Genomic DNA, 23,195 nt, shown 5'->3' on the forward strand with positions numbered 1-23,195 from the left:
AGGTATTAAAAAACGCCACCTAAGTGACGTTCCATTATGCTTGTAGCGTTGCCATCTTCTGCCAATACTGTGCTTTCAAGGAATCACGTTCTACTCGGAAGCCTTGATAATACAACTCTGCTAAAAATAATGCCGCTTTACCGTGACCTGCTTTAGCTACTTCTTCAAGCTCTTTCACTGCATCTTGGAAGTTCTTTTGCGATTGAATTGTATTTACCGCATTTGCATATACATGCTCTAGTTCATGGTGTGTAAATTGTTGAATCATATATAACTCCTTATTTTAATTATGATTACCGCAAATTCTATTCAAAGTTACTCTACTTTGAATTTAAGCTACTTTAACTTAGATTTGTTAAATTATTATGACAAAATTGATTGAATTGTCAAATATATTCGGTGTCATTACGTAAATAAAATCTTACACGATTAAACATATGTCGCAAATAATTTTAAGTAAAATCAAAGTGAGAATAATAGAAAAGGAGAATAACATGTCCAATGTCATTGATGGCGTAACTGTGGATGTCCCACCATTAGAAAGTCAAATTATTGCTTTAGCTCATCATCATCGTCAATTACTTGATGAAGCCATTTTCCATCAGGAAATTCACTTGGGTGATTACTGCTTGGCACAACGTAAACGTGTGTATGACTTTGCCAGTCATTTAAGTCCTGAACAAAAAGATCAGTTTTATCGGATCTACGATGGAGAGTTGAAAAATATTGCCGATGATGATGACTTGCATCCTGCAGATGCTGAAAGTGGTGTAGGGATGTTTGCCATTTTTATTACCTTGGTCATCATTGCATTTATTTTGTACTTTTCCTTTGTTCGTACATTAGTAAGTTAATCATTGCTAAAGTAGTGTGCGTTCAATAAGTTGTGGAATTGTGACTTATTGAACGTTGTGCTTGTCCTTAGCGAATCAGAGACTTACACTACCTCTAATTCGAGGTAGATTATGTTGTCTATAATTTTTAAACATAAGGTTATGCAATCCAAATTAGGATTTAAGTTGGACCAAACTTATAATGTTTTGGTCGGTATTATTATTTTGTCTATTTTTATACTTGCGTATAACGCTTTACAACGCCCAATTAATACAGTGCAGTATCAAAAAGTTGTTCAGTATGCACACCAAGCGAGCCATCCAAGAACACAGCATTTGGCCGAGGATATTTTGGAACAGGCTAAAGTTCGACGTGTAGATTATCTAAAGCTTTTAAATGCTTACCAATTTGAATCGAATCGTATTAAACAATATCCGGCAATGGCAAAAGAAGATGAGTGAGTTTTAAACGATTCATTTCTATTTATAAATGAATGGTTTGCCTCTGTCGGAAAAAAGAAATCAATTTATGCTAGACTAGCGGTCTTTTTTAAAAGCTGCTTTATTCTCAAGGAATCGACATGCAACAGCAATCGAATATGCAAAATAAATTCTTGATAGATGCTGACATTGGTGATGATGATGTCACATTACCGAATTTACCTGCTGTCGATGTTCCCATTATTGATGAGCCAGTTGTAAAAACTACAGTTGAAACCCCAGCACCTGTAACAATTGCAGCAACAGCACCTGTTGTTGAAGAAGAAACCCAAGCTACGGGATTCTTTGGCCGCATGAAAGATGGTTTGACTAAAACACGTCGTAGTTTCACCGATGGTATGGTCAATATCTTGATCGGTGGTAAAGAGATTGATGACGAGTTATTAGAAGAAGTTGAAGAGCAAATGTTGGTTGCTGATATTGGTGTAGATGCAACCAAAACCATTATTGCCAATTTGACTGAAAGAACGGCTCGTGGTGATTTGATCTATTCGCATGCGTTGTACAAAGCACTACAAGAAGAATTAGTCGCTTTACTTGCACCGCGTGTAAAACCTCTGCATATCGATCCTAACAAATCGCCTTATGTGATTCTCATGGTCGGTGTAAATGGTGTGGGTAAAACCACAACCATCGGTAAATTGGCGAAACGTTTACAAGGCGAAGGCAAGAAAGTCATGCTTGCTGCAGGTGATACTTTCCGTGCGGCAGCGACTGAACAACTGCAAATTTGGGGTGAACGTAATGACATCCCCGTGGTTGCTCAAGGGCATGGTGCAGACAGTGCTTCGGTTATTTTTGATGCATTTGAAAGCGCACGTGCCAAAGGCATCGATGTATTGATCGCGGATACGGCTGGACGTTTGCAAAACAAAGCCAACTTGATGGAAGAGCTGAAAAAAGTGAAGCGTGTGATGCAAAAAATTGATGCAACTGCACCGCATGAAATTATGCTTATTGTTGATGCTGGCACGGGTCAAAATGCAATTAACCAAGTTCAGCTTTTTGATGAGGCGGTTGGCTTAACAGGGATTACCATTACCAAGCTTGATGGTACAGCAAAAGGCGGCGTGTTATTTAATATTGCAAGTCGTACCCATGTCCCGATTCGTTATATCGGTGTGGGTGAGAAGATTGATGATTTACGTCCTTTCTCAGCTAAATCATTCGTTGCTGCATTATTTGAAACCGATAAGTAATTAAATTGTGTTAAAAAAGACTCCACGACATGTGGAGTTTTTTATTTCAAATAAAAAATAAGACTGTTTCAAAAATAAAACGATCTGTCATGTTTTTTAGACTATTCCTAAAAAATACGTCGTTATACACTACATTCAATCCAAGATAACGCCCCAAAGGGCACATAGGTAGGAATAACAACATGAGCAACTTCTTAAATAGCATTAAATCACGCCGTACCATTTATGCGATTGGCAAAAACCTTACAGTTGACCAAACTAAAATTGAAGAGACCATCCGTGAAGCGGTAAAACAAAGCCCATCATCATTCAATTCACAGACTTCACGTGTTGTGACTTTGTATGGCAACTCTCATGTTAAATTTTGGGAAATCGTACGTGAAACTTTACGTAAAATGATTCCTGCAGAAGCTTTTGCAAATACAAGTGCAAAAATTGATAGCTTTGCTGCTGGTTTTGGTACAGCGTTATTTTATGAAGATCAAGATGTTGTAAAAGGTCTACAAGAGCAATTTGCATTATATGCAGATAACTTCCCAGTTTGGTCTGAGCACTCAAGTGCAATTGCACAGTTTGCTACTTGGACTGCATTGTCAGAAATCGGTGTAGGTGCATCATTACAGCATTACAATCCAATTATTGATGCAGAAGTTGCTGAAACTTTTGATATTCCAGCAAACTGGAAATTACGTGCTCAGCTTGTATTCGGTTCAATCGAAGCAGCAGCAGGTGAGAAAACATATATGGATGATTCTGCACGTTTCAAAACTTTTAACTAAGTTAAAACGAGTGGCGAAAAAGAGCACTGTATAGTGCTCTTTTTTTTATTTCTATTAATGGAATTTCAAGTCACACTGCCGAAATGGGCAGCTTTGTAAATACTTTTCGAGAACTGGTAATTCAGAATGCTGAGTTAGAGGATGGTAGAAAAAGAATTACTAAAGATAAATTGGTTTAAATATTTGATTTAATTTAAAAATTATAAATTATTTAATGATAAGCCTGAATTGCTTGTAATTCAACAAGCCTATGAAAAACTCAAATTAGTTCAGCAAGCTAAAGCAAACTTACAAGCTAAAGTATCCGGTTTAGATAGTGCAAAGGATTTGCAAACAAGAGATGTTGAGAATGAATAATACTATTGTTTAAGTTGTTTTAAATATTACTTTTAAAAAAGCACTTTAAAGTGCTTTTTTGTTGTCTTGTTATTTTCATAATAGTTTGCTTTTATGGTGGTTCTATTTAATAGGAACTCATCATGAAAGAAGCAATAGAACAATATCGCCAAGAACGAGCAACATTAGAAAATGAGATTTCAGATTTCCTTGAGAAGAAATTTGCAGAATTCAAAGACAAAACTGGTGCTGAAGTCATTCACCTTGAGGTAGAGTTTGATTCGACTGATGATGAAGATGCAGAATTCTTTATTTCGAGTGTGTTTATTGGAACTGATCTTTAATTGAATCAAGAAATAAAAAACCTCCTTCGGGAGGCTTTTTATGGGAAATTTATTTCACTTGTGAAGTAAAAAAATTATAAAAATCACATCATCTAGAATCGTTGGTAAAGGGTTATGATTTTTTGTAATAATCATAAGTTTTTGTTTTTAATATTTAATTTGAAATTAATTTGAATGGATAATAAAATATACACTTGTCTTTATTTGTTTTGTGTTGAGTTTTTTTGTGAAAAAAATAGTAATTCTTCTTATAAGTACGGTAATTTGTGGTTCGGTGTATAGTGCAGATGATATCTTCAGCAAAGATAAATCACTTTTAATTCTAAATAATGAAGAGCCTCATAAAGAGATCAAAAGTAGTGAACAGTTTGATTTCTTTGAGTCGATGAAGCAACAAGAACAAGATCGTCTCAATCAACGTAATTATGAATTAGAGCAAGCGCATGTAGCACAACAGCATACATCGAATATGAGTCCTCATGATAGGTCGCAGTACTATTTGGAACATAGACATTTCGATGCATTGAATGCACAAGACCATGAGCAACAGTTCAACTCAATTTTGAAGGCGAAGAATAGAGGTCTAATTTCTGAAAAAGATTATCAGCAAAGAATTGCAAAACATAACTCAGTGCCGTTAGATCAGAGAAATAATCAACTTAAATTCTCAATTCCAATTGGGGAGTAAGATAGTTAATGGCTAAAGCTCATCGGAAGGTGGGCTTTTTGTTTTATTCTAGAGCACAGAAAAGCAACGTTAGCTTTTAAATAACATGGCTTCGGGCTATTGGTTCATAGTTGGCACACATAATGAACTCATTTTAAAATTCTTATTGAGATACATTTTAGTGCTTAATCGTACTTAAGCACTAAATTTTAATGAAATGCAGTATAAAATTACAAAGTATCAGTTTTATATATCGAAATGACTACATCTTTTTTAAGCTTAGGCATAAGAACCTCTATTAGAACGAGTGTTGACAGCGAGGTTATTAACATCAAAACAACTTCAAGAGAGCTGCTCAGTAAAAAAAGCATAGAGTAAAATGCAAAAAAACATAAAAAAGTAGTAATAATATTCTTAAAATACAGGACGATGAAAACAGAATACAAGAATGAAGAAAAGAATAAATTGAAATTTTTATTCATCCCAATCTTATCAAAGATAATTATAATTAAGGAAATAACTATTACTGAAAGAGCAAAAATAAAAAAATTCTTGATGATATTCATTGTTTTTCCTCTAAATTTAAGTCTAAAAGAAAATCCCCACCTTTAAGGGCCTCATCTCAAAGGTGGGAATTGTTGTTTACACCATTATCTAAAGCAAGCCTTTATATTATTTTTATAGTCTAAAATTATCATGGCTAATATTTTAAACTCAATAATAAATAATGGATTATTGAAATGCAGGTGTATGAAAAAATTATAGTTATTCAAAAATATGAGGGTATAAGCTTTGGCTTACATGGTTATAAGAAATTTCTTACATTTGGTTAAATAATACACAATATAAAAATTAAAATAATAGTAAATGATTATATATAACAATGATTTAGTTTTAATTTGAAATTCAATTGACTAAAGCTATTAATATTTTTTAACAGAAGTGGTGTGTAAGGCGAACAAAAGGCAATAGAAAATAAAAAATAGCATTCAAAAACATAAGTCTGTATCGTGTAAGGCGAGCTTTTCTCAATGGGTTAAATCAAGAAGCTTATTATTTAAGCAAATGATTTGTCCTTATCTCTATGTAAATTTTCTATGAGGTGTAGATCCAAAATGGAATTCGTTAGAGTTTTATACGCAAGTAAGGCTAAAAATATCTATCCAGACCTTAAACAAGATTTATTAAATATTCTTGAAACAGCTGTCGACTTCAATTCTCGAAACGACATCACTGGAGTCCTTTACTACGGGCATGGTTACTTTGTCCAATGTTTAGAAGGACGAAAAAGTAAAATCGATGAGCTTTTCTATGAAAAAATCTTAAAAGATGATCGTCATAAAAATTGTGAAATTTTATTTTATGAAAAATGCGATTTTGGTCTTTTTAAACATTGGAACATGAAATTTGCTCCAATTAATAAAAGGCTGGGAGATTTTTTCTTAGAAAATCATAGAGACGATTTTAACCCGTTTTTACTTACAACAGACTCAATTCCTACATTCATAGACCTTCTAGCCTCAGAATATGCAACTGAGCCATATGTTTTTGAAGTAAATGAATAGTATCTGGCTTTAAACATGCATTGTACATAAGAGAAGAAAATGAAGATTCAATTGTGCTATGCAAGCTCACGGCAAGGTGCTACAGATGATCTGATTGACGATCTAAGCAATATCTTGACAGTAGCAAGAGACTATAACTCTAAGAATGTTGTATTTGGGGTTTTGTATTATGCAAATAATGCATTTTTCCAATGCCTAGAAGGGGAAGATTTTATTGTTTTACCTTTATTTGAAAGTATTAAAAAAGATGTTAGACATAACAGTATTATTGAATTTGAAATTAAGAAAATTCAAAAATATAGTTTTAAAAACTGGTCTATGAAATACGTTCAAAAAAGTTCTAAAGTAGATATTTTCTTTAATAATTTGGGTTGTGAAGAGTTCACACCTTCAGTCTTGAATGATCAGAATCTAAATGGTTTGCTTGAAGCGTTGTTGAAAGAAAATCAGACTAACGTTCGTAAAAGAGTGGGGCTAAATCACCGTGGAATTCACCCATATATTTGAAAATGTAAGTTAGATTCAGTTGTTAACGTTTGAGCTAACTGTGAGAAATCAGAATGCTGCAAATTTACCAATTTATGAGTATCTGATTTTAGGATTAGAGTTAATTGCAATAACTTTAAATAGCTTGTTTTTATAATGAATTATTTTATAGAGATAGGCATTATCTAACTCATTCCAGACCTCAAAATTAAAGAACTCAGCAGTTTCAGCATAGATCCAAAGCCAATTTGAGACTTTTTGTTTTTTTGCTGAATCGTAGACCGAATCTTTAACTTTTTTGAGTTTATACAATTTTTGATCTTCATCCTGAAGAACAACGGTTTCAATGTTCAAAAAATCACACCTACAAAAATAGAATATCTGCTTTTATTCTATACAATTAAATTATGGAATTGTATTTCAGTTTGTAAGAAATTAATTATAATAAATTCATTGGTTTAATGAACTGTATATAAACTTTACATACTTATTTTATCCATTTGAAATGATAGTACAGCTCTCCACAATTAACACTTTTTCACTAGTCTAAGGTGCGGTCCTGCCAATCTAGATGATCTTCATACTAAGACTTTTCATAAAATTATTCGCATCCTTCAATTCCAGAAATTTAAGCGTATCTATTTTTGTTTCCAAAATAGATAAACTTTTGAGTTATCAAACATTCTTGGAACTGTCAGAAAATCCAATAAGAAGGGGATGGTAAAATTTAGTTTTGTCAGAGTTTTGCAGAAATTTTGCAGCAAGACAATTCTTAATGATATATTTATTTTACAAAACAAAATGTTAGATAAAGCCATTTTCTTTTGCCATATATATGATGTATATATCTTAAATAAGCCGAATTGATGGAATAGACAGTTTTGTTTTCTGTCATAAAATAGTCACAATCGCATTGCATAGTGCATACGATTTCATAAATTGTTTATATCGAGAAGAGTCTAATGTCTTTAAGAGTTGGTGTTGCTGCTTTCGGGTTATTATTAAGTAGTTCAGTTTTTTCAGCAGTCACAATCACTGCACCTGAAGAAATCGTGATTCTTGCTGTAAATGGTCAAGAAGTAAATACTGGATTAATTCCATCAAAAAAGAATAACTATCAAGTAGATCCAGGCAATTTAACTGTTAATGTTCGCTATCGTGAATATTTTGAGCATTTAAATGGTGAACATGACATCGTTAAATCAGGTGTTGTAACCATTCAAGCACAAGATTTACAAGACAATCAGTCTTATAGTCTAGGTTTGGTCAATCCACCTAAAAACTTTGATGCTGCAAAGAAATATGCAGATCAACCTACCGTTGCTTTATATGATCAAAATAAAAAACTGGTAGTACAGCAAACGGGTGCAAATAATGAAGCACAGCCATGGTTTACTGGCAGTAATTTATTAAGCCGTACTTTGGATTTAACGCAAAAGAATAAAAATAATGCTGCGAATCAACCTGCACCTGTTTATGCAGGAACAACATCACAAATAGCTGCAACCGCACCTGTAGCAGTAACAACGGCAGCAACAGTCGGTACAGCAAAAACTACAGATCAACAATTGGTAGAATTATGGCAGAAAGCGTCTAAAGCAGAGCGCCAAAAATTTATGGCTTGGTTAGCTGGTCAAACCAACTAATCTAAAATTTAATAAGAAAGCCGATGTTATCATCGGCTTTCTTATGTGTGGGGGTAAAATAAAATGTCTTTAAAGATTAGAAAAGTAAAGAATAGTGATTTGGAGCAATTGGTTAAGCTGATTAATATTGCTTATAGAGAACAATCAGAACGTAGTTGGACAACTGAAAAAGCGTATGTGCAAGGTGATCGCATTGGTAAAGTTCAATTAGAAAAAGAATTACAGCAACCAAATTTCGAATTATTGGTGGGTGAGCTAGACAATGATGAGATTGTTGCCTGCATAGGGCTAAGTTTGAATGATGATTGTATTGAGATAGGTACTTTTGCGATTGATCCATGCGTACAGAATCAAGGCTATGGGCGTGAATTACTCAATTATGCTGAGTTATATATTAGTCAAAATTATCCAAGGGTTCGTGATTTAGTCATGCATGTTCTAGATGTTCGAACTGAACTGTTGGCCTATTATCAGCGCCGTGGCTACCAAATAACGGGGCGAAAAAGTGAATATCCAATAGAGGCTGAAGTAGGGCAACCTCTTATCCCTATTCAACTCATTGAAATGAAAAAATCTCTTTTAAGGCATAAAAAGAGCCATGATAAATTGGAACAATCATGGCTCTAAGAACAGGAGGTTATTCTTGGTTTTAAGTAAGAGATGGTGCTTGGTCAACTTTTTGCGTAGACCATATTGAACCAACTGGTGCAGCTTGAGCACGGTTTCTGGCTTGTTGATAAAAACGTATAAATATTAAAGCAAATATCAAAGCAGTGATATCAATCCAAATCAAACGACCTGTTGAATACCAAAGTCCTTGGATCGGGAATAAATGGGCAAGTACAGACGTTGCAGGAATGAGCAATAAAACCACTGCAATTGCTAAGAACAACTGAGTTAAAGCTTTTGCTGCGCCAATAATGAAACTGTATGTAATACACGCAATAAATACAAAATAGTAGCTATACATAAACACATGGTTATGACTTTGTAATTGCAATGGAATGACATAAGCCCATCGACCAATCAACATACTGGTAAATATCGCCAGCATACAACCCAGACAAGCGCCGATGGTCAGATTGGCAATAAACATTACGTCCTTGCGTTGTTGCGGTGCTGGTAAGTTCGGATTCTTTTGCTTACGCAAGCGCGTTTCAATCCATAGAATATTGCCTGAATAGAATAGATATGCGCCACCTAAGCCGAAGATCAAATAAATCCAGCGAATTGGCTCACCCCCATAATTACCAAAGTGTAAGGCAAACATTGAACGGATCAGAGACGCTGCTGAACTTTCTTCAGTGGACAGGGTTTTGGTTGGGTAAGGTGTGCTTTGATACGGATTGAATGACATATAGTCAAAGGTATCACCACGAAGCATACGATCAGGATGATATAAAGCAACAAAGGCAGATGCACGTTCAGGATTATCCAGTTGGTTAAAACGAATACCATCTATACGATAATCAGGTGCTACTTTTTGAATGTTGAGAAAAACCTTTTCTACATCTAGCTGCGGGTTTGGCTCAACAATTTTAACCGCTGGTGCACGTTCAAATAGTGGCTTATCTTTCGATACCAGTTGGGTCAATGCGCCATAGAAAATATCATGAAAAGCAAAAACCACCACACTTACACTAATAATGATATGAAAGGGTAAGCTGGTAATGCCAATGACATTATGTGTATCTAACCAAAACCTTTTTTTGTTTTTACCTTTGCGTACGGCAAAATAGTCGCTGATCAGGGTGGGTAATAACACAATTAAACCCGACATAATGGCGAGGAAGTATAGAACTGCCACAACCCCCATCACCATTACACCTGCGGTATGGTGCCCCATCATACCCGGGATACCTGCTGTTTCATGCAGTTGTTCAATTAGCCAACCGAGTTTTGACACATTTTCTTGTTTGGCAATCAGTTGTCCATTTTGATCCAGAGTTGCCATCATGCTTGTTTGGGTAATATCAATGCCATGATGATCTTCAGCCTCAGCATGGGCAGCTTCCCATTGGATCGGTGCATTATGTCCTTCTGGCGAGCTAAAGCTTAAAGTGAATGCCTTTTGTGTTTCAGGGAATTTGGCCTGTACTTGCTCAACCAGTTGATTATATTGATTAGGCTGAATTGCAGCTAATTTTTGTTGGGGAGGCGTAGCCCATTGGCTGAGGTGATGCTGGAACATGGTTAAACCACCAGCAAAAAAACAGATAAATAATAGAATACCTGCACTTATGCCAACCCATGTATGGAGGTTTTTGCCAGTTTTAATAATATCCGCACGAATTTTCATTTTAAGCTCTTATCCAAAATAACAGGGCATAAGCGAGGATATTGGCAATGCTATAAATTAAAAAACTTTGCCAACCTTTAGGTATGAAATAAGCAATAAAGAACACGCAGAGCCAAATCCATGGAATGGACCACATGCCTAACTGCGGTGCAATCGAAGTATCAGCATTGGATTTACTGAGTAAAAGAATGATTGCCCCCATGGCGATTGCAAAGCTTAGGCCGAGAACAGCACCAACAAATGTTTTGGTCCACCAGTCTGGTTGGAGTTTTTGCTTAAGCATATTCATTTAAGCAGACCTTTTCATGAGCATAATGAAGGGGGCAAATGACCAAACGAGGGTGGCAATTGCAAGCCAGATCAAAATGGCAACTAAAAGCGGTAAACAATAAATCAAGATACTTAACCCAAATATGAAGCTCACCAGTGCCATGTAAAAAAATGGTCGAGGCAGTTGCTTGTTGAGGAAAATTTGATTGGGATGGCTGAGATAAACACTCATACAAGCGAGTAGTGAAACCATGATCCCTAAGAGTTTTAAAGTCATGTTGAGAGTCTGTTAACATTAATGATAATAATTATTATTTAAATTCAATAAAAATTAAAGCATATATTCAAAACTTAATTGATTCGGTCGGAACATGATGATTCAAATGCTATTGATAATTGTTATCATTTATGTATTATGTAAAAAAATATTTCATCTCGGGGGAGCAATGAAGCATCATAATTTATATAAAGCGATGATGTTAAGCCTGATTGGCACATCAACAACGATAGCTTGGGCAGAAGATCAGTCAGAAAATTCAAAAAAATCGGATGTTTTACCGATTATTCATCTTAAAGCTGATCAAGATACGCCAACATATACCGTAAAAAAATCTAAGGCAGCTACAAAATTAGATTTGTCTTTAAAAGAAACGCCACAGTCAGTGAGTGTGATCACTGAACAACAAATGAAAGATCAGAATTTAACAAGTGTATCTGGAGTTCTTGATCAGATTCCTGGGGTTTATCGTCAAAGTTATGGTGCGACGTCTGCTTGGGGAACTGGCGGTGAATATACCTCTTATTATTCGCGTGGCTCGAAAATTATTAATTTTCAGATTGACGGATTGTTGTCGAGTCCTGCGATAGAAGGTCGTAGCAACACGGCATTAAGTAATATTGATACCGCTATTTTTGAGAATATTACCGTTGTAAAAGGTGCAACTGGCTTATTAAATGGCAGCGGTTTGCCAAGTGCCAGTGTCAATTTTAACCGCAAACACGCCATACCCAATGCACAATCAACGGCTAAAGTGAGCTATGGCTCATGGAATACGTGGCGTAGTGAAATTGATGCCTCTCAAGCATTGAATGAATCAGGAAGTATTCGTGGTCGTGTCGTTGCAGCACATCAACAAGGTGATAGCTGGCAGAAATGGGGAGATGCTGCCTCAACCATCTTATACGGTGTAGTCGATGCCGATTTAAGTGATAAAACAGTTTTAAGTATTGGTACATCGTTAAGTCGTAATGAAAGTGATGGGCAAAGTATCCATGCTTACGCAAATTTCGATGCGAAAAATATTCTTTCTCCAATGGGGCGTAAAGACAATTCAGCTCCACGTTGGGCTTATACCCATACTGATAGTCTCAATGCATTTGCTCAGTTGCAACATGAGTTTGAAAACCGTTGGAAGTTGAATGCGAATTATAATTTTGCAACAACCGATACAGAAAGCATTTATGGGGTAATTGGGTCAAACACATCAGGCGTTTATAAGATGCAAGATGGGAAGCGTGTACAAGTCATCGGTGCTGATGGAAAGCCAGTTTATTATACGGATTATGAAAAAAATACATCAACTGTGACAGCGGGTTATCAACATACTAAGCCTGTTGAACATTCTGTTGATTTAGGTGTGACTGGACCATATCAGTTATTTGGCCGTGAACATGAATTGATGCTCGGTGCAAACTTTCAGGATGTAGACCAAAATGATCCTTATTACAATCGTGTAATGGGTGAAACTGGGGCAATTAATATCAAAAGCTGGAATGGTTATACTGCACAGCCCGCTGGTCTATATACTGCGGCAACTGTAGGAAATTCTGTACTGCAATTTAGACAATATGGCGGCTATTTGGCAACTCGCTTAAATCTTCTTGACCATTTGAAAGTCATATTAGGTGGGCGTGCTTCGAGCATTGATTATTATGCCGAGTCTGGTAATAAAAATAATGGAACAAAAATTAAAATTGATGATCAATTTACGCCTTATGCAGGGATCGTTTTTGATGTCACACCTGAATGGGCAGTTTATGCTAGCTATACCAGTATTTTCTCGCCACAAGCGAATAAAGATTATCAAATGAAATTGCTGGATCCTAAAGAAGGTGATAGCTATGAGCTAGGGGTTAAAGGCGAGCTTTTGGCAGGTCGTGTGAACACCAGTTTGGCTTTATTCCAATCGAATATGGATAATGTCGCTGTGGAAGCTGGTAAATATGCGACCAGTGAAGAAGTACCAGGGGCGGTTGCTGGAACATCTTATTACCGTTCTGCAAAAGGTGCGAAGACTAAAGGCTTTGAGGCTGCGATTTCAGGAGAAGTGCTACCAAATCTGAATCTGAATGGTGGATATACTTATTCAGAGACCAAGGAAAAAGGCGATCGTATCAATACCGATATTCCAAAAGATCAGTTTAAGCTCTTTGCTACTTATAAGTTTTCTGGTGATTTGGAGAAGCTGAGTGTTGGAGCTGGAGTGACGTGGCAGAATAAAATTTATAGTAGCTATGACATGGATGGCTTTGCACGTGATACCAATGGTCAAAAAGCTTTTACATTGGTTGATGCAATGGCGAAGTATGAGCTTAGTCCAGTGTTAACCGTGGGTTTAAATCTCAATAATATTACGGATAAAACGTATCGTTTAAATACATCGAATCAAACATATGGCGCACCGCGTAGCGTAACGGGTTCTGTATCCTTTAAGTTTTAATGGTTATATAAAAAAGAGGAAGCAATTTTGCTTCCTCTTTTTTAGTTTCATCAGAAATTAATTTCCAATCCAAATAAAATAGCCCAACACCATTAAAGGCCAAGCGATATAAGGACTGAATAACCATTTCCATAACCAGAATCTTGGTATAAATCCGACCCCATGCACGAAACCACCAGAAATTCCAATCATCACCAGCATTAGCAAGCTATGATTATAATGTCCGTTGGCATCCAACATCAGTGATGGATGTACCAGTAAAATAGCAGCAAGCGGCAATGCCAACAAAAACGAAATGGTCATTGCAAGTACTTGCGCTTTACTATTCTTCGGTGTTGTCATTGCTTCAGCCATTCTATTATTCCTCATCTAAATCTTGATGATGCTCGATATACAGCGCACTGAGTACACCTGCGAAACATGCCATCAAAACACCTAGAATCCATGCAAAATACCACATGTCATATCTCCTCATTAATACAAACTATGTGAATTTTCTTCGATATGTTTGTTGGTGATGACACCCCACATTTTGTAATACGACCAAGAGGTATAGATCAAAATGAGCGGAACAAAGATACATGCAGCAACGGTCATTACACCAAGGGTTTTATGACTAGAAACAGCATCCCACATGGTTAAGCTTGATGTTGGATCAATGCTTGATGGTAATAAGAATGGGAACAAGGCAAAACCAGCAGTAAGAATTGCGCCGACAATCATTAAACTTGTACCTGTAAAACTCACCGCTGCTTTATGTTTTGCTGCGCTGACAATCACCAATAACGCACCTAAGATTGCAGCGATTGGCGCAGCCATAGTGATTGGATAGGTTACATAGTTGTTTAACCAACCATGATTGGCATTGGTCACCACATCTTTCGCAAGCGGATTCAGAGCAGCATTGGTATTGACCGCAGTTGCATAGCTATAACCAGAGATATTGCCAAATAATAACCATGCACCCGCAGCCAAGAAGCACACAAGGAATACGATTGCCATGATTTGTGTTGCTTTGGCAGAACGGTTATGCAAATTGCCATCAGTACGTAGCATCAACCAAGCACCACCATGCGCACATAACATTGATAGGCTGACAATACCGCAAATCAGTGCAAATGGATTCAATAGCGCAAAGAAGCTACCTGTATATTGTGAACGTAAGGTGTCATCTAAGCTAAAGGGTACACCGAGGAACAAGTTCCCAAAGGCTACGCCAAACACCAGCGCAGGAACAGCGCCACCGATACATAAGCCCCAATCCCAAGAGGTACGCCATTGGGTATTCTCTAACTTAGAGCGATAGTCGAAACCGACAGGTCGCAGGAATAGGGCAAATAGAACCAGCAGTAAGGCCCAGTACATGCCAGAGAAGGCAACGGCATAGACCATTGGCCAAGCAGCAAAAAGTGCACCACCGGCTGTAATAAACCAGACTTGGTTACCGTCCCAATGTGGTGCAATCGTGTTGATTGCAGCACGGCGTTCAGAGTCAGTTTTACCTACAAATGGCATCAGTGCCATTGAGCCCATATCGAAACCATCTGTAAGCGCAAAGCCAATCAGTAGTACACCAACGAGCACCCACCAGATAATTTTTAGGAGTTCATATTCGATCATGATTGAGCCTCCCCAGTTTTTGCATCTAGTTTTTCAAAATGGTATTTACCAGTGTGCAAAGAACTTGGACCTAAACGAGCAAATTTGATCATTAAGTACATTTCAATAATGAGTAGTACTGTATAGAACGCTGCAAGCGCAATAATCGAGCCCCAGACATCGCCAGTACTTACGCTTGAAGCAGACAGATGTGTTGGTAGAATTTCACCGATTGACCACGGTTGACGACCACCTTCAGCCACATACCAACCTGTTTGAGCTGCAATCCATGGGAGCGGGAGAGCAAACAAAGCAAATTTGAGTAACCAAGGTTTATCTTCGGCATTGCGTTTTGCTACAGCCCAAGTCGCGAATAGGAATAACAACAGCATGAGGAAGCCAGAAGCAACCATGGCACGGAAAGAGAAGAACAGTGCAGCAACGTTTGGAATCGTATCTTTAGTTGCAGCTTGGATATGCGCTTCAGTGGCATCAACTACATTTGGAGAATATTTTTTCAATAACAGACCATAACCCAAGTCTTTTTGATTTTTCTCAAATGACGCCAACAATTCTGGAGAGCGGTCACCAGCACGAAGTTTCTCTAACTCGCTGTAGGCCACCATACCGTTACGGATACGGACTTCATGTTCTTTCATCAAGTCACGTAAACCCGTTACTTCTTTATCGGTAGAACGTGTTGCAATAATGCCCATGACATATGGAATTTTAATTGCATAGTCGGTACGCATTTCCTGCTGATTTGGGAGGCCAAATAAGGTGAATGCAGCAGGCGCAGGTTCGGTATGCCATTCTGCTTCGATCGCAGCAAGTTTGGTTTTTTGAACATCACCGAGTTCATAACCAGATTCATCACCAAGTAGAATCACAGATAAAGTTGATGCTAAACCGAAGATTGCAGCGATGGCGAATGAGCGACGTGCAAAAGGTAAATCACGTTTCTTTAATAAGTAATAGCTTGAGATGGCGAGTACAAAGATTGCACCAGTGACATAACCTGCAGAAACTGTGTGTACAAATTTTACTTGCGCCACTGGGTTAAAAATCAGCGCGCCAAAATCGACCAATTCCATACGCATGGTTTCGTAGTTAAATGCAGCACCGACTGGGTTTTGCATCCAACCATTGGCAATCAGAATCCACAAGGCTGACATATTCGAGCCAATCGCTACTAACCAAGTTACACCTAAGTGCTGTACTTTAGAGAGACGATCCCAACCAAAGAAGAACAAACCAATAAAGGTTGATTCAAGGAAGAAAGCCATTAAGCCTTCAATTGCAAGCGGTGCCCCGAAAATATCGCCTACATAGTGAGAATAATACGCCCAGTTGGTACCAAACTGGAATTCCATAGTCAGACCAGTAGTTACCCCTAAGGCAAAGTTAATCCCGAAGAGTTTGCCCCAGAACTTGGTCATGTCTTTATAAATTTCTTTACCTGAAATCACATACGTGGTTTCCATAATGGCAAGAATAAAAGCCAGACCTAAAGTTAGAGGGACGAAAAGAAAGTGATACATTGCGGTCATTGCAAATTGGAACCGCGAAAGATCGACCACGCTTTCAGAAATCATCAACGTGTCTCCTGAGTTTTGGACATGTCACCAGCAATACGCTCGGCAACTTCATTGTTAAAATCTTTTGGAATCGTTGGCGCATCAAACCAGATGTGTTTAATCACCAAGAGAAGGACAACTTTAATAATAAGAATAATCGTAATTTCTCTGATGAGCCGCCGATTTGGATCTTGAGAACTCGTGTTCATTGAACCCAGCCTCATATTTAAAGAAGATGTAAAACATTATTAAATAAAATTCATTAAAAATAAACCTTTGGGGTTTTTAAATAATTTAAAATTAAATAGTTGTTTTAAATCAATATGATAAGTTGTTTTTATTGAAATATTTAAAATAGTTGTTTTAACCAACTAAAATAATATGAATTAATTTTAAAACCTGATTAAAACGGTTGTATTTATATTTTTAAATCTGATTAAAAAGATAGGGTTTATACTGAATTAAATAAATATTAAACCAACTAAAATAGTATGAATATAAAATTAATAATATATACAGTGACTTATCGTTTTAATTACATAATTAAATAATTCTTACAATGAAATCTCTACAAAACCTAGTGTATAGGTAGAGATTATTCTAAAAAATGTGATAGGTATCACTGTTGTATTTTTTGTGCCAGTGAGATCATGAAAACAACATGAAGGGAAGAGCTAAATTCAAAACTTTTGAAGGATATATTTGTAATAAAATGTAAAAATTACTATTTTTTTCTACTCAAGCGCAATTTTGAGACAAAAATTAGTCTGTTGCGAATAAGTTATTTGAGAGCGATATTTTTTTCGCAAGATAGTGTGAGTTTGATTTTTGGCTAATTAACAACACTTGTGACTGTAATTCTAATTCACCGTACTCAGGTTCAACTTGTACATAATAGAGTTGACCAAACTCATCACGCACACGGGCCTGAGCTGAAAAACCAGGGCGTGCATTTCCAGTTGAGATTGTGGCTAAACGACCAACCAAATTAGTATGTGTATGAGTGACTTTGGGTTTAATCACTTGGTCTAGGCAATGAATCATAAATACGGTAAAGAAAATATCGATGATCAGTGCTGGAACAAATAAATAGTAAGGTGAAATGAAGTAGTGCTGCAAAGCAAAGAACGACAGTTCCAGAAAATAGCCAGCAAAACTAAAATTAATCAATAAAAAAACAAAGATCAGATATTTGGAAAATTTCACGTCGAGTAGAGGCGAATTCAGTAACCAATCCGGGGTGAGCTTTTGAACCAATTGACTCGGTCGTAAGCCAATTACAATCCCGATGGTTTCTGCAATGCTGAGCACAATTAAAGCCACGACACTCATATGAAATGGCATCAGATAGTAATTGAGGAAAAACTCAGTCATCGCAGCATTCATGATCTAGGGCTTAATCAATATAGATACCACCATCTGAGTGGACTTCCAAATTTACTTTCTCAAGGAATTCACCTAGACATGGGCCTGAAATACATTCACCCGTTTCGACTGAAAACAATGCACCGTGCGTAGAACACTGAATATATTCTTTATCTTGATCCAAGAACTGATTTTCTAAATATTCAAGTTCTGTTTGCAAGTGTGGGCAAACGTTTTGATAGGCATAGAAGCTGCCATCTTTTTGAGTAATAAAAATCGTGGTTCCTTTCATGGTGTCGTATGCACGAGACTCACGTTCAGGGACTTCCTCGGTCATGCAAATCTTTTCCATGTTATGCACATTCCTGTTGAGCTTTTTGGAATTGTTCAAAAAGTTTAGCGTAATTTTCTACGCTTAAACGTGGTCCATATTGGGCAACCACTTCACTTGAGATCAAAATAGCAAGTTGTGCTGCAGCTTCCAAGCTTAAACCGGCATTGATTGCATATAAAAATGCGCCTGAGAATGCATCACCAGCGCCATTGGTATCCACAGCTTCAACCGCACGACCATTAACATGGAAATGATGTGCTTGGTCAACAATTACAGCACCTTTAGCGCCTTGTGTGATCACAATATGTTGATTTTTTAATTTTAGGCTTTCAATTGCAGCATCAAGATTGTCTGTTTCGGTAAACATAAGCGCTTCTTGTTCATTACAGAATAACAGATCAACACCATCATCTAGGAGTTCGACTAAACCCTGACGTGCATATTGCACCATTGCAGGATCGGAGAGTGATAATGCAATTTTAACGTCGTGTGCTTTAGCCAGCTCACGTGCCTGTTTAACTGCAACACGAGCGGTATCGCTGGTTGATAAGTAACCTTCGATATACAGCCATTTCGCTGTTTTCAGTGGTTCAAGGTCGATTTGCTCAGTCGATAATTCAGCGGTAATCCCGAGGTAAGTTTGCATGGTACGTTCTGAATCTGGGCTGATCAGAACCATACAGGTCCCTGTTACACCTTCACTGATTGATTGTGTTGTGGTTGTAATACCAGCTTCGTTTAAGCCATCGAGGTAAATGCGACCAAGCTCATCATTGCCTACACGACAGCCATAAAATGCAGTACCACCTAAGGCGCTAAATGCAACGGTTGTATTTGCTGCTGAACCACCACTGGCTTGGCCCTTGTAGCTTTGAGTATCTTGTAATTTTTGATATAAATTTGCCTGTGTTTCACCATCGGCCAAATGCATTGTGCCTTTTGGCAATCCCTGTTGCGTTAGAAACTCATTTGAAACCTTAAATTCTTGGTCAATGAGTGCATTACCAATTGCAAAAAGATCAACAGTTGCCATGTTTATCATCACAGTAAAAATCAAAAAGCAAAGTTTACACGAATGCTACGGATTACAGTAGTTTGTTGAAGAAAATTCAGCAAAGTATAGGGTCACAGTGAAATGAAGGAAAGAAGATGAGGACAGATCACTTTAGAGTTGAAAGAAGCCTGAAATTGCCTGCACAAATCGATGTTTTGATCCAATATTCAGAACGTGAGGGCTTTCGTTTCTTAAATAGATTAAAACAAGATTTTAAATCAGGTACGAATTGTTTTGATCAGATCGGAGAAGCACTTTTTGTTGTGTTTGATCAACATGATAGTTTGATTGCCGTAGGTGGACTGAATCAAGACCCTTTTGCCGAATCGAAGAGCGTTGGGCGCTTACGTCGTTTCTATATCCATCCAGATTATCGTGATAAAAAAATCGGTACTTATTTTTTGATGCATATTGAACAATACGCAAAGACTTATTTTGAGCGGCTTGATTTATTTACTGATACAGCACAAGCGGCTCACTTTTATCAAAGTCGGGGATATCAATCTATCGCGTCAGCACATCGCAATTTTTACAAGATTTTATGAAACGCCGTTTTGGATTAGGCGCTGCATTTTTCTACAAAAATAGAGTAATTTACATGGATATCGATACGTATTCTTCGGTAGACTCTCTATAATCAATTGTAATGAATTTAATACAGATAAATTGGAGATCACATGACTGTAGATGTTACTGAAAGCATTACTCAAACGACACATCCCGCGTTTCAGCTATTACGTCAACACCATGTAGAAGCACTCGATATTCAAGTTTCAGAATATAAGCACAAAGTGACTGGTGCAGTTCACTACCATTTGGCCACAACGCATGATGAAAATGTGTTCTTGGTGGCATTTAGAACGCAGCCGATGGATTCCAAAGGCGCTGCACATATTTTAGAGCATACAGCACTCTGTGGTTCTGAAAAATTCCCTGTACGTGATCCGTTCTTTTTGATGATCCGCCGTTCATTGAACACATTTATGAATGCATTCACAGCAGCGGATTGGACAGCGTATCCTTTTGCAACACAGAACAAAAAAGACTTTCAAAATTTATTGTCTGTGTATTTAGATGCTGCCTTTGCCGCGAATTTAAATCCTTTGGATTTTGCTCAAGAAGGCATTCGTATTGAGCTGGAAAATGATCAAGCCGTTTATAAAGGTGTGGTATTTAATGAAATGAAAGGCGCAATGAGCTCTCCTTCAGATCAGCTATATCATCAGCTTGCACATCATTTATTCCCAGAAACGACCTATCACTACAACTCTGGTGGTGATCCTAAAGATATTCCTGACCTCAGCTATGAGCAGTTGGTGGATTTCTATAAAACTCACTATCACCCAAGTAATGCCGTGTTCATGACCTTTGGCAATCAAAGTGCGTATGATCTGCAAGAACAATTTGAGAAACTAGCTTTGCATAAGTTTGCTCAAGGGACAACTTTATACTCAAAACCAGAGAAACGTTTAACTGCCCCTGTCGAAGTGACTGAAAGCTATGCCGTCGATAGTGAAGATCTAAATGACAAGACTTACCATGTGATGTCGTGGTTATTGCCTGAAACCAGTGATACTAAATTACGTCTAGGTATGCGTTTGGTTGAGGGAATTCTATTAGAAAATTCGGCTTCACCTTTACGTCATTATTTGGAAACTTGTGGTTATGCACAATCAACAGGTCCACTCATGGGTGTGGATGATAGCAACTTTGAAATGACCTTCTATTGTGGTGTTCAAGGCTCTAATGCTGAACATGCAGAAACATTTAAAAATGGTATTCTCGATATTCTAAAAGAGGTTGCTTCCAAGCCAGTAGATACTGATTTTGTCGATGCCATTCTTCATCAAATTGAATTACATCAACGTGAAATCAATGGTGATGGTACACCGTATGGTCTAAGTCTGATTCTGAATGGACTAGGTAGTGCGATTCATCATAGCGATCCAATTCATGTCTGGGATGTAGACTCTGCGATCGAGCAAGTCAAAGAAGAGCTCAAAGATCCAATGTGGTTATCGAATTTGATTCAAACCCATTTATTGGATAATCCACATCGTGTGCAAATGACCTTAATTCCTGATGCAACCAAGTCTGTGAAAGAGCAGCAAGCCGAACAAGCGCGTTTGGCTGAGATTACTGCACAGTTAACTGATGCGCAGAAAGTTGAAATTCAGGAAAAAACGGCTGCATTAAAGCAACGTCAAGACACACCAGATGATCTTGAATTGTTACCAAAAGTTGGTTTGGAAGATGTGCCTGCTGAATTGCAAATTGTGCAAGGTCAACTACGTGAAATTATTTGCAATGGCTTAGATACGCCGTTGAATTTATATCATGCAGGAACCAATGGTATTTACTACCAACAAGTGTTGATTCAGATTCCTGATGAAATCGTACAATCACCATACTTCAATTTACTCTCTATTTTAATGGGAGAGGTTGGCGCGGGTGAGTACGAGTATTTGGAGTTCCAGCAAATCCAAACCGCAGTAAGTGGTGGTTTAGGTATGGGGGCATCATTGCGAAGTAAGGTCGATGATAAAGACCGTATCAGCGCATGGCTCACGCTGACGACAAAATCACTGACGCAAAAACTGGATGCAATTCAATTATTAAAATTGGCATTTGAGCAACTTCGTTTTGATGAAAAAGACCGCATCATCGAGTTATTGCAGCAACGTAAAACGCGTTGGCAATCCCGTTTGTCTGGCTCTGGTCATAGTTATGCAATGCAAGCGGCCTCACGTCAAATGAGTGCATTGGCTCGCCGTGATTATCATAATACCGGTTTAGGCGCATTAAACTGGCTCAGTGACTTGGTTGCGAAAATTGATCAAGATGATAGCGCTTATCAAGCATTGATTACTGAATTACAGTCGATTCATCGTAAGTTGTTGCAAGCACCTAAACAATTCTTGTTGGTATGTGAAGAACATCAATCTGATCGTTTGGTTGAAGAGGTTCAAAACGTTTGGGATAAGCTGGTTGTTGATAAAACACCTGTCACTTTAACGCAAGTAGAACAGGTCAATACTTCAGATGATGAAGCATGGTTAATTCAAGCGAATGTTCAGTTCTGTTCATCTGCTTATCAAGCAGTCGATGTCGCACATCCTGATGCAGCACCTTTAATGGTATTGGCAGCTTATTTACGTAATGGTTTCTTGCATAGCGCCATTCGCGAAAAAGGCGGTGCATATGGTGGTGGTGCAAGCTATGATGGCAATGCGTGTTCATTCCGTTTTTATAGCTATCGTGATCCACGTCTAGCGGAAACGTTTAATGATTTTGAAGCCAGTGTGCAATGGTTACTGAATACCGAACAAAAACCATATCAACTCGAAGAAGCAATTCTAGGTTTAGTGGCTGGTATGGATAAACCAGGCTCACCGGCTGGGGAAGCAATTACGGCATGTTATGCCTTATTGCATGCACGTACGCCAAAATTCCGTAAAATCTTACGAGAACGTTTACTTAACGTGGACTTGGATGATTTACAGCGTGTTGCGAAGCAATATCTATTGGCTCAAAAACCAGTGAAAGCTGTGGTTGCGCCATTTGCGAAACGTGAAGAATTGCAGAAACTTGGATTTAGTATCCAGCAAGTTAATTAATAAA

Annotated in this window: 27 protein-coding genes; 14 read left to right on the plus strand and 13 right to left on the minus strand. The window is 37.6% G+C overall.

The window, feature by feature from the left end; translation table 11 throughout:
• Positions 1–34 precede the first annotated feature (34 nt).
• On the minus strand, positions 35–268 hold the full coding sequence (locus tag A7P55_RS14870) for a hypothetical protein (RefSeq protein ID WP_004653777.1): 234 nt from the start codon (positions 266–268) through the stop codon (positions 35–37).
• Positions 269–494: 226 nt separating this feature from the next.
• Between A7P55_RS14870 and A7P55_RS14875 the strand changes: the two genes are divergently transcribed.
• The 7 genes from A7P55_RS14875 to A7P55_RS14900 all read left to right on the plus strand — a co-directional run bounded on the left by A7P55_RS14875 (position 495) and on the right by A7P55_RS14900 (position 4,680).
• Positions 495–854: a hypothetical protein gene (locus A7P55_RS14875; protein WP_004806721.1), complete on the plus strand. Its 360-nt coding sequence runs from the start codon at positions 495–497 to the stop codon at positions 852–854.
• A gap of 111 nt (positions 855–965) precedes the next feature.
• Positions 966–1,295: a hypothetical protein gene (locus tag A7P55_RS14880; RefSeq protein ID WP_171552681.1), complete on the plus strand. Its 330-nt coding sequence runs from the start codon at positions 966–968 to the stop codon at positions 1,293–1,295.
• A 119-nt stretch (positions 1,296–1,414) separates the two neighbouring features.
• Positions 1,415–2,533 carry a signal recognition particle-docking protein FtsY gene (gene ftsY / locus A7P55_RS14885; RefSeq protein ID WP_005212624.1) on the plus strand — a complete coding sequence of 373 codons (1,119 nt, stop codon included), beginning with the start codon at positions 1,415–1,417 and terminating at the stop codon, positions 2,531–2,533.
• 182 nt (positions 2,534–2,715) lie between these two features.
• Positions 2,716–3,312: a nitroreductase family protein gene (locus A7P55_RS14890; protein WP_016163859.1), complete on the plus strand. Its 597-nt coding sequence runs from the start codon at positions 2,716–2,718 to the stop codon at positions 3,310–3,312.
• Between the two features lie 228 nt (positions 3,313–3,540).
• Complete coding sequence (locus A7P55_RS22820) at positions 3,541–3,669, plus strand: hypothetical protein (RefSeq protein ID WP_289847045.1); 129 nt, start codon at positions 3,541–3,543, stop codon at positions 3,667–3,669.
• Between the two features lie 122 nt (positions 3,670–3,791).
• Positions 3,792–3,992, plus strand: a complete 201-nt coding sequence (locus A7P55_RS14895) for a hypothetical protein (protein WP_005189164.1) — start codon at positions 3,792–3,794, stop codon at positions 3,990–3,992.
• A gap of 226 nt (positions 3,993–4,218) precedes the next feature.
• A complete protein-coding gene (locus A7P55_RS14900; RefSeq protein ID WP_171552682.1) occupies positions 4,219–4,680 on the plus strand; it encodes a hypothetical protein in 462 nt (153 codons plus the stop codon).
• A 209-nt stretch (positions 4,681–4,889) separates the two neighbouring features.
• Here A7P55_RS14900 and A7P55_RS22650 read toward each other — a convergent pair whose 3' ends face one another.
• Positions 4,890–5,225 (minus strand): hypothetical protein, encoded by a 336-nt coding sequence (locus tag A7P55_RS22650; protein ID WP_252727871.1) that lies wholly within the window; start codon positions 5,223–5,225, stop codon positions 4,890–4,892.
• A 549-nt stretch (positions 5,226–5,774) separates the two neighbouring features.
• Between A7P55_RS22650 and A7P55_RS14905 the strand changes: the two genes are divergently transcribed.
• Both A7P55_RS14905 and A7P55_RS14910 read left to right on the plus strand, forming a co-directional pair.
• Positions 5,775–6,224: a BLUF domain-containing protein gene (locus A7P55_RS14905; RefSeq protein WP_171552683.1), complete on the plus strand. Its 450-nt coding sequence runs from the start codon at positions 5,775–5,777 to the stop codon at positions 6,222–6,224.
• Positions 6,225–6,263: 39 nt separating this feature from the next.
• On the plus strand, positions 6,264–6,731 hold the full coding sequence (locus A7P55_RS14910) for a BLUF domain-containing protein (protein WP_171552684.1): 468 nt from the start codon (positions 6,264–6,266) through the stop codon (positions 6,729–6,731).
• Positions 6,732–6,803: 72 nt separating this feature from the next.
• On the opposite strand, the gene A7P55_RS14915 is transcribed toward A7P55_RS14910, so the two are convergent.
• Positions 6,804–7,064: a hypothetical protein gene (locus tag A7P55_RS14915; RefSeq protein ID WP_171552685.1), complete on the minus strand. Its 261-nt coding sequence runs from the start codon at positions 7,062–7,064 to the stop codon at positions 6,804–6,806.
• A gap of 608 nt (positions 7,065–7,672) precedes the next feature.
• Between A7P55_RS14915 and A7P55_RS14920 the strand changes: the two genes are divergently transcribed.
• Both A7P55_RS14920 and A7P55_RS14925 read left to right on the plus strand, forming a co-directional pair.
• Entirely contained in the window at positions 7,673–8,356 is a 684-nt protein-coding gene (locus A7P55_RS14920) for a DUF2057 domain-containing protein (RefSeq protein WP_171552686.1), read from the plus strand.
• Between the two features lie 63 nt (positions 8,357–8,419).
• Positions 8,420–8,983, plus strand: a complete 564-nt coding sequence (locus A7P55_RS14925; protein ID WP_171552687.1) for a GNAT family N-acetyltransferase — start codon at positions 8,420–8,422, stop codon at positions 8,981–8,983.
• A gap of 22 nt (positions 8,984–9,005) precedes the next feature.
• On the opposite strand, the gene A7P55_RS14930 is transcribed toward A7P55_RS14925, so the two are convergent.
• Entirely contained in the window at positions 9,006–10,655 is a 1,650-nt protein-coding gene (locus A7P55_RS14930) for a PepSY domain-containing protein (RefSeq protein ID WP_171552688.1), read from the minus strand.
• A gap of 1 nt (position 10,656) precedes the next feature.
• Entirely contained in the window at positions 10,657–10,944 is a 288-nt protein-coding gene (locus A7P55_RS14935; RefSeq protein WP_171552689.1) for a hypothetical protein, read from the minus strand.
• Between the two features lie 427 nt (positions 10,945–11,371).
• Here A7P55_RS14935 and A7P55_RS14940 point away from each other — a divergent pair, with 427 nt between their 5' ends.
• Positions 11,372–13,645 (plus strand): TonB-dependent siderophore receptor, encoded by a 2,274-nt coding sequence (locus tag A7P55_RS14940; RefSeq protein WP_171552690.1) that lies wholly within the window; start codon positions 11,372–11,374, stop codon positions 13,643–13,645.
• 57 nt (positions 13,646–13,702) lie between these two features.
• On the opposite strand, the gene A7P55_RS14945 is transcribed toward A7P55_RS14940, so the two are convergent.
• From A7P55_RS14945 to A7P55_RS14980, 8 genes are all read right to left on the minus strand, one after another.
• Entirely contained in the window at positions 13,703–13,999 is a 297-nt protein-coding gene (locus tag A7P55_RS14945; protein ID WP_004806745.1) for a cyd operon YbgE family protein, read from the minus strand.
• Between the two features lie 4 nt (positions 14,000–14,003).
• Positions 14,004–14,105 (minus strand): cytochrome bd-I oxidase subunit CydX, encoded by a 102-nt coding sequence (gene cydX / locus A7P55_RS14950; RefSeq protein WP_004653762.1) that lies wholly within the window; start codon positions 14,103–14,105, stop codon positions 14,004–14,006.
• 14 nt (positions 14,106–14,119) lie between these two features.
• Positions 14,120–15,265 carry a cytochrome d ubiquinol oxidase subunit II gene (cydB, locus tag A7P55_RS14955; protein WP_171552691.1) on the minus strand — a complete coding sequence of 382 codons (1,146 nt, stop codon included), beginning with the start codon at positions 15,263–15,265 and terminating at the stop codon, positions 14,120–14,122.
• Positions 15,262–16,839, minus strand: coding sequence for a cytochrome ubiquinol oxidase subunit I (locus tag A7P55_RS14960; protein WP_171552692.1), 1,578 nt, complete (start codon positions 16,837–16,839; stop codon positions 15,262–15,264). Before A7P55_RS14960 ends, cydB begins: the two co-directional genes overlap by 4 nt.
• The gene (cydP, locus tag A7P55_RS14965; protein WP_004806751.1) at positions 16,839–17,030 is read right to left on the minus strand and encodes a cytochrome oxidase putative small subunit CydP; all 192 of its coding nucleotides are present in this window, start codon (positions 17,028–17,030) and stop codon (positions 16,839–16,841) included. The genes A7P55_RS14960 and cydP overlap by 1 nt, the downstream gene beginning before the upstream one ends.
• Positions 17,031–17,583: 553 nt before the next feature.
• Complete coding sequence (locus A7P55_RS14970; RefSeq protein ID WP_171552693.1) at positions 17,584–18,195, minus strand: OB-fold-containig protein; 612 nt, start codon at positions 18,193–18,195, stop codon at positions 17,584–17,586.
• Positions 18,196–18,217: 22 nt separating this feature from the next.
• Positions 18,218–18,523: a Rieske (2Fe-2S) protein gene (locus tag A7P55_RS14975; protein ID WP_017402009.1), complete on the minus strand. Its 306-nt coding sequence runs from the start codon at positions 18,521–18,523 to the stop codon at positions 18,218–18,220.
• 16 nt (positions 18,524–18,539) lie between these two features.
• Positions 18,540–19,553, minus strand: coding sequence for an adenosine kinase (locus A7P55_RS14980; RefSeq protein WP_171552694.1), 1,014 nt, complete (start codon positions 19,551–19,553; stop codon positions 18,540–18,542).
• Between the two features lie 116 nt (positions 19,554–19,669).
• On the opposite strand from A7P55_RS14980, the gene A7P55_RS14985 reads away from it, so the two are divergent.
• Positions 19,670–20,119, plus strand: a complete 450-nt coding sequence (locus A7P55_RS14985) for a GNAT family N-acetyltransferase (protein ID WP_171552695.1) — start codon at positions 19,670–19,672, stop codon at positions 20,117–20,119.
• Between the two features lie 132 nt (positions 20,120–20,251).
• Positions 20,252–23,191 (plus strand): insulinase family protein, encoded by a 2,940-nt coding sequence (locus A7P55_RS14990; RefSeq protein WP_171552696.1) that lies wholly within the window; start codon positions 20,252–20,254, stop codon positions 23,189–23,191.
• Positions 23,192–23,195 lie beyond the last annotated feature (4 nt).

Source organism: Acinetobacter sp. Ac_5812 (assembly GCF_013072695.1).
Classification (GTDB): Bacteria; Pseudomonadota; Gammaproteobacteria; order Pseudomonadales; family Moraxellaceae; genus Acinetobacter.

Coding starts and splice junctions, on each gene's coding strand:
- A7P55_RS14880 (WP_171552681.1), top strand. CDS start 966: ATGTTGTCTATAATTTTTAAACATAAGGTTATGCAATCCAAATTAGGA.
- A7P55_RS14910 (WP_171552684.1), top strand. CDS start 6,264: ATGAAGATTCAATTGTGCTATGCAAGCTCACGGCAAGGTGCTACAGAT.
- A7P55_RS14945 (WP_004806745.1), bottom strand. CDS start 13,999: ATGGCTGAAGCAATGACAACACCGAAGAATAGTAAAGCGCAAGTACTT.
- A7P55_RS14870 (WP_004653777.1), bottom strand. CDS start 268: ATGATTCAACAATTTACACACCATGAACTAGAGCATGTATATGCAAAT.
- A7P55_RS14940 (WP_171552690.1), top strand. CDS start 11,372: ATGAAGCATCATAATTTATATAAAGCGATGATGTTAAGCCTGATTGGC.
- cydX (WP_004653762.1), bottom strand. CDS start 14,105: ATGTGGTATTTTGCATGGATTCTAGGTGTTTTGATGGCATGTTTCGCA.
- A7P55_RS14875 (WP_004806721.1), top strand. CDS start 495: ATGTCCAATGTCATTGATGGCGTAACTGTGGATGTCCCACCATTAGAA.
- A7P55_RS14975 (WP_017402009.1), bottom strand. CDS start 18,523: ATGACCGAGGAAGTCCCTGAACGTGAGTCTCGTGCATACGACACCATG.
- A7P55_RS14980 (WP_171552694.1), bottom strand. CDS start 19,553: ATGGCAACTGTTGATCTTTTTGCAATTGGTAATGCACTCATTGACCAA.
- ftsY (WP_005212624.1), top strand. CDS start 1,415: ATGCAACAGCAATCGAATATGCAAAATAAATTCTTGATAGATGCTGAC.
- A7P55_RS14905 (WP_171552683.1), top strand. CDS start 5,775: ATGGAATTCGTTAGAGTTTTATACGCAAGTAAGGCTAAAAATATCTAT.
- A7P55_RS14925 (WP_171552687.1), top strand. CDS start 8,420: ATGTCTTTAAAGATTAGAAAAGTAAAGAATAGTGATTTGGAGCAATTG.
- A7P55_RS14970 (WP_171552693.1), bottom strand. CDS start 18,195: ATGACTGAGTTTTTCCTCAATTACTATCTGATGCCATTTCATATGAGT.
- A7P55_RS14960 (WP_171552692.1), bottom strand. CDS start 16,839: ATGATTTCTGAAAGCGTGGTCGATCTTTCGCGGTTCCAATTTGCAATG.
- A7P55_RS14935 (WP_171552689.1), bottom strand. CDS start 10,944: ATGAATATGCTTAAGCAAAAACTCCAACCAGACTGGTGGACCAAAACA.
- cydP (WP_004806751.1), bottom strand. CDS start 17,030: ATGAACACGAGTTCTCAAGATCCAAATCGGCGGCTCATCAGAGAAATT.
- A7P55_RS14890 (WP_016163859.1), top strand. CDS start 2,716: ATGAGCAACTTCTTAAATAGCATTAAATCACGCCGTACCATTTATGCG.
- cydB (WP_171552691.1), bottom strand. CDS start 15,265: ATGATCGAATATGAACTCCTAAAAATTATCTGGTGGGTGCTCGTTGGT.
- A7P55_RS22650 (WP_252727871.1), bottom strand. CDS start 5,225: ATGAATATCATCAAGAATTTTTTTATTTTTGCTCTTTCAGTAATAGTT.
- A7P55_RS14895 (WP_005189164.1), top strand. CDS start 3,792: ATGAAAGAAGCAATAGAACAATATCGCCAAGAACGAGCAACATTAGAA.
- A7P55_RS14920 (WP_171552686.1), top strand. CDS start 7,673: ATGTCTTTAAGAGTTGGTGTTGCTGCTTTCGGGTTATTATTAAGTAGT.
- A7P55_RS14985 (WP_171552695.1), top strand. CDS start 19,670: ATGAGGACAGATCACTTTAGAGTTGAAAGAAGCCTGAAATTGCCTGCA.
- A7P55_RS14930 (WP_171552688.1), bottom strand. CDS start 10,655: ATGAAAATTCGTGCGGATATTATTAAAACTGGCAAAAACCTCCATACA.
- A7P55_RS14990 (WP_171552696.1), top strand. CDS start 20,252: ATGACTGTAGATGTTACTGAAAGCATTACTCAAACGACACATCCCGCG.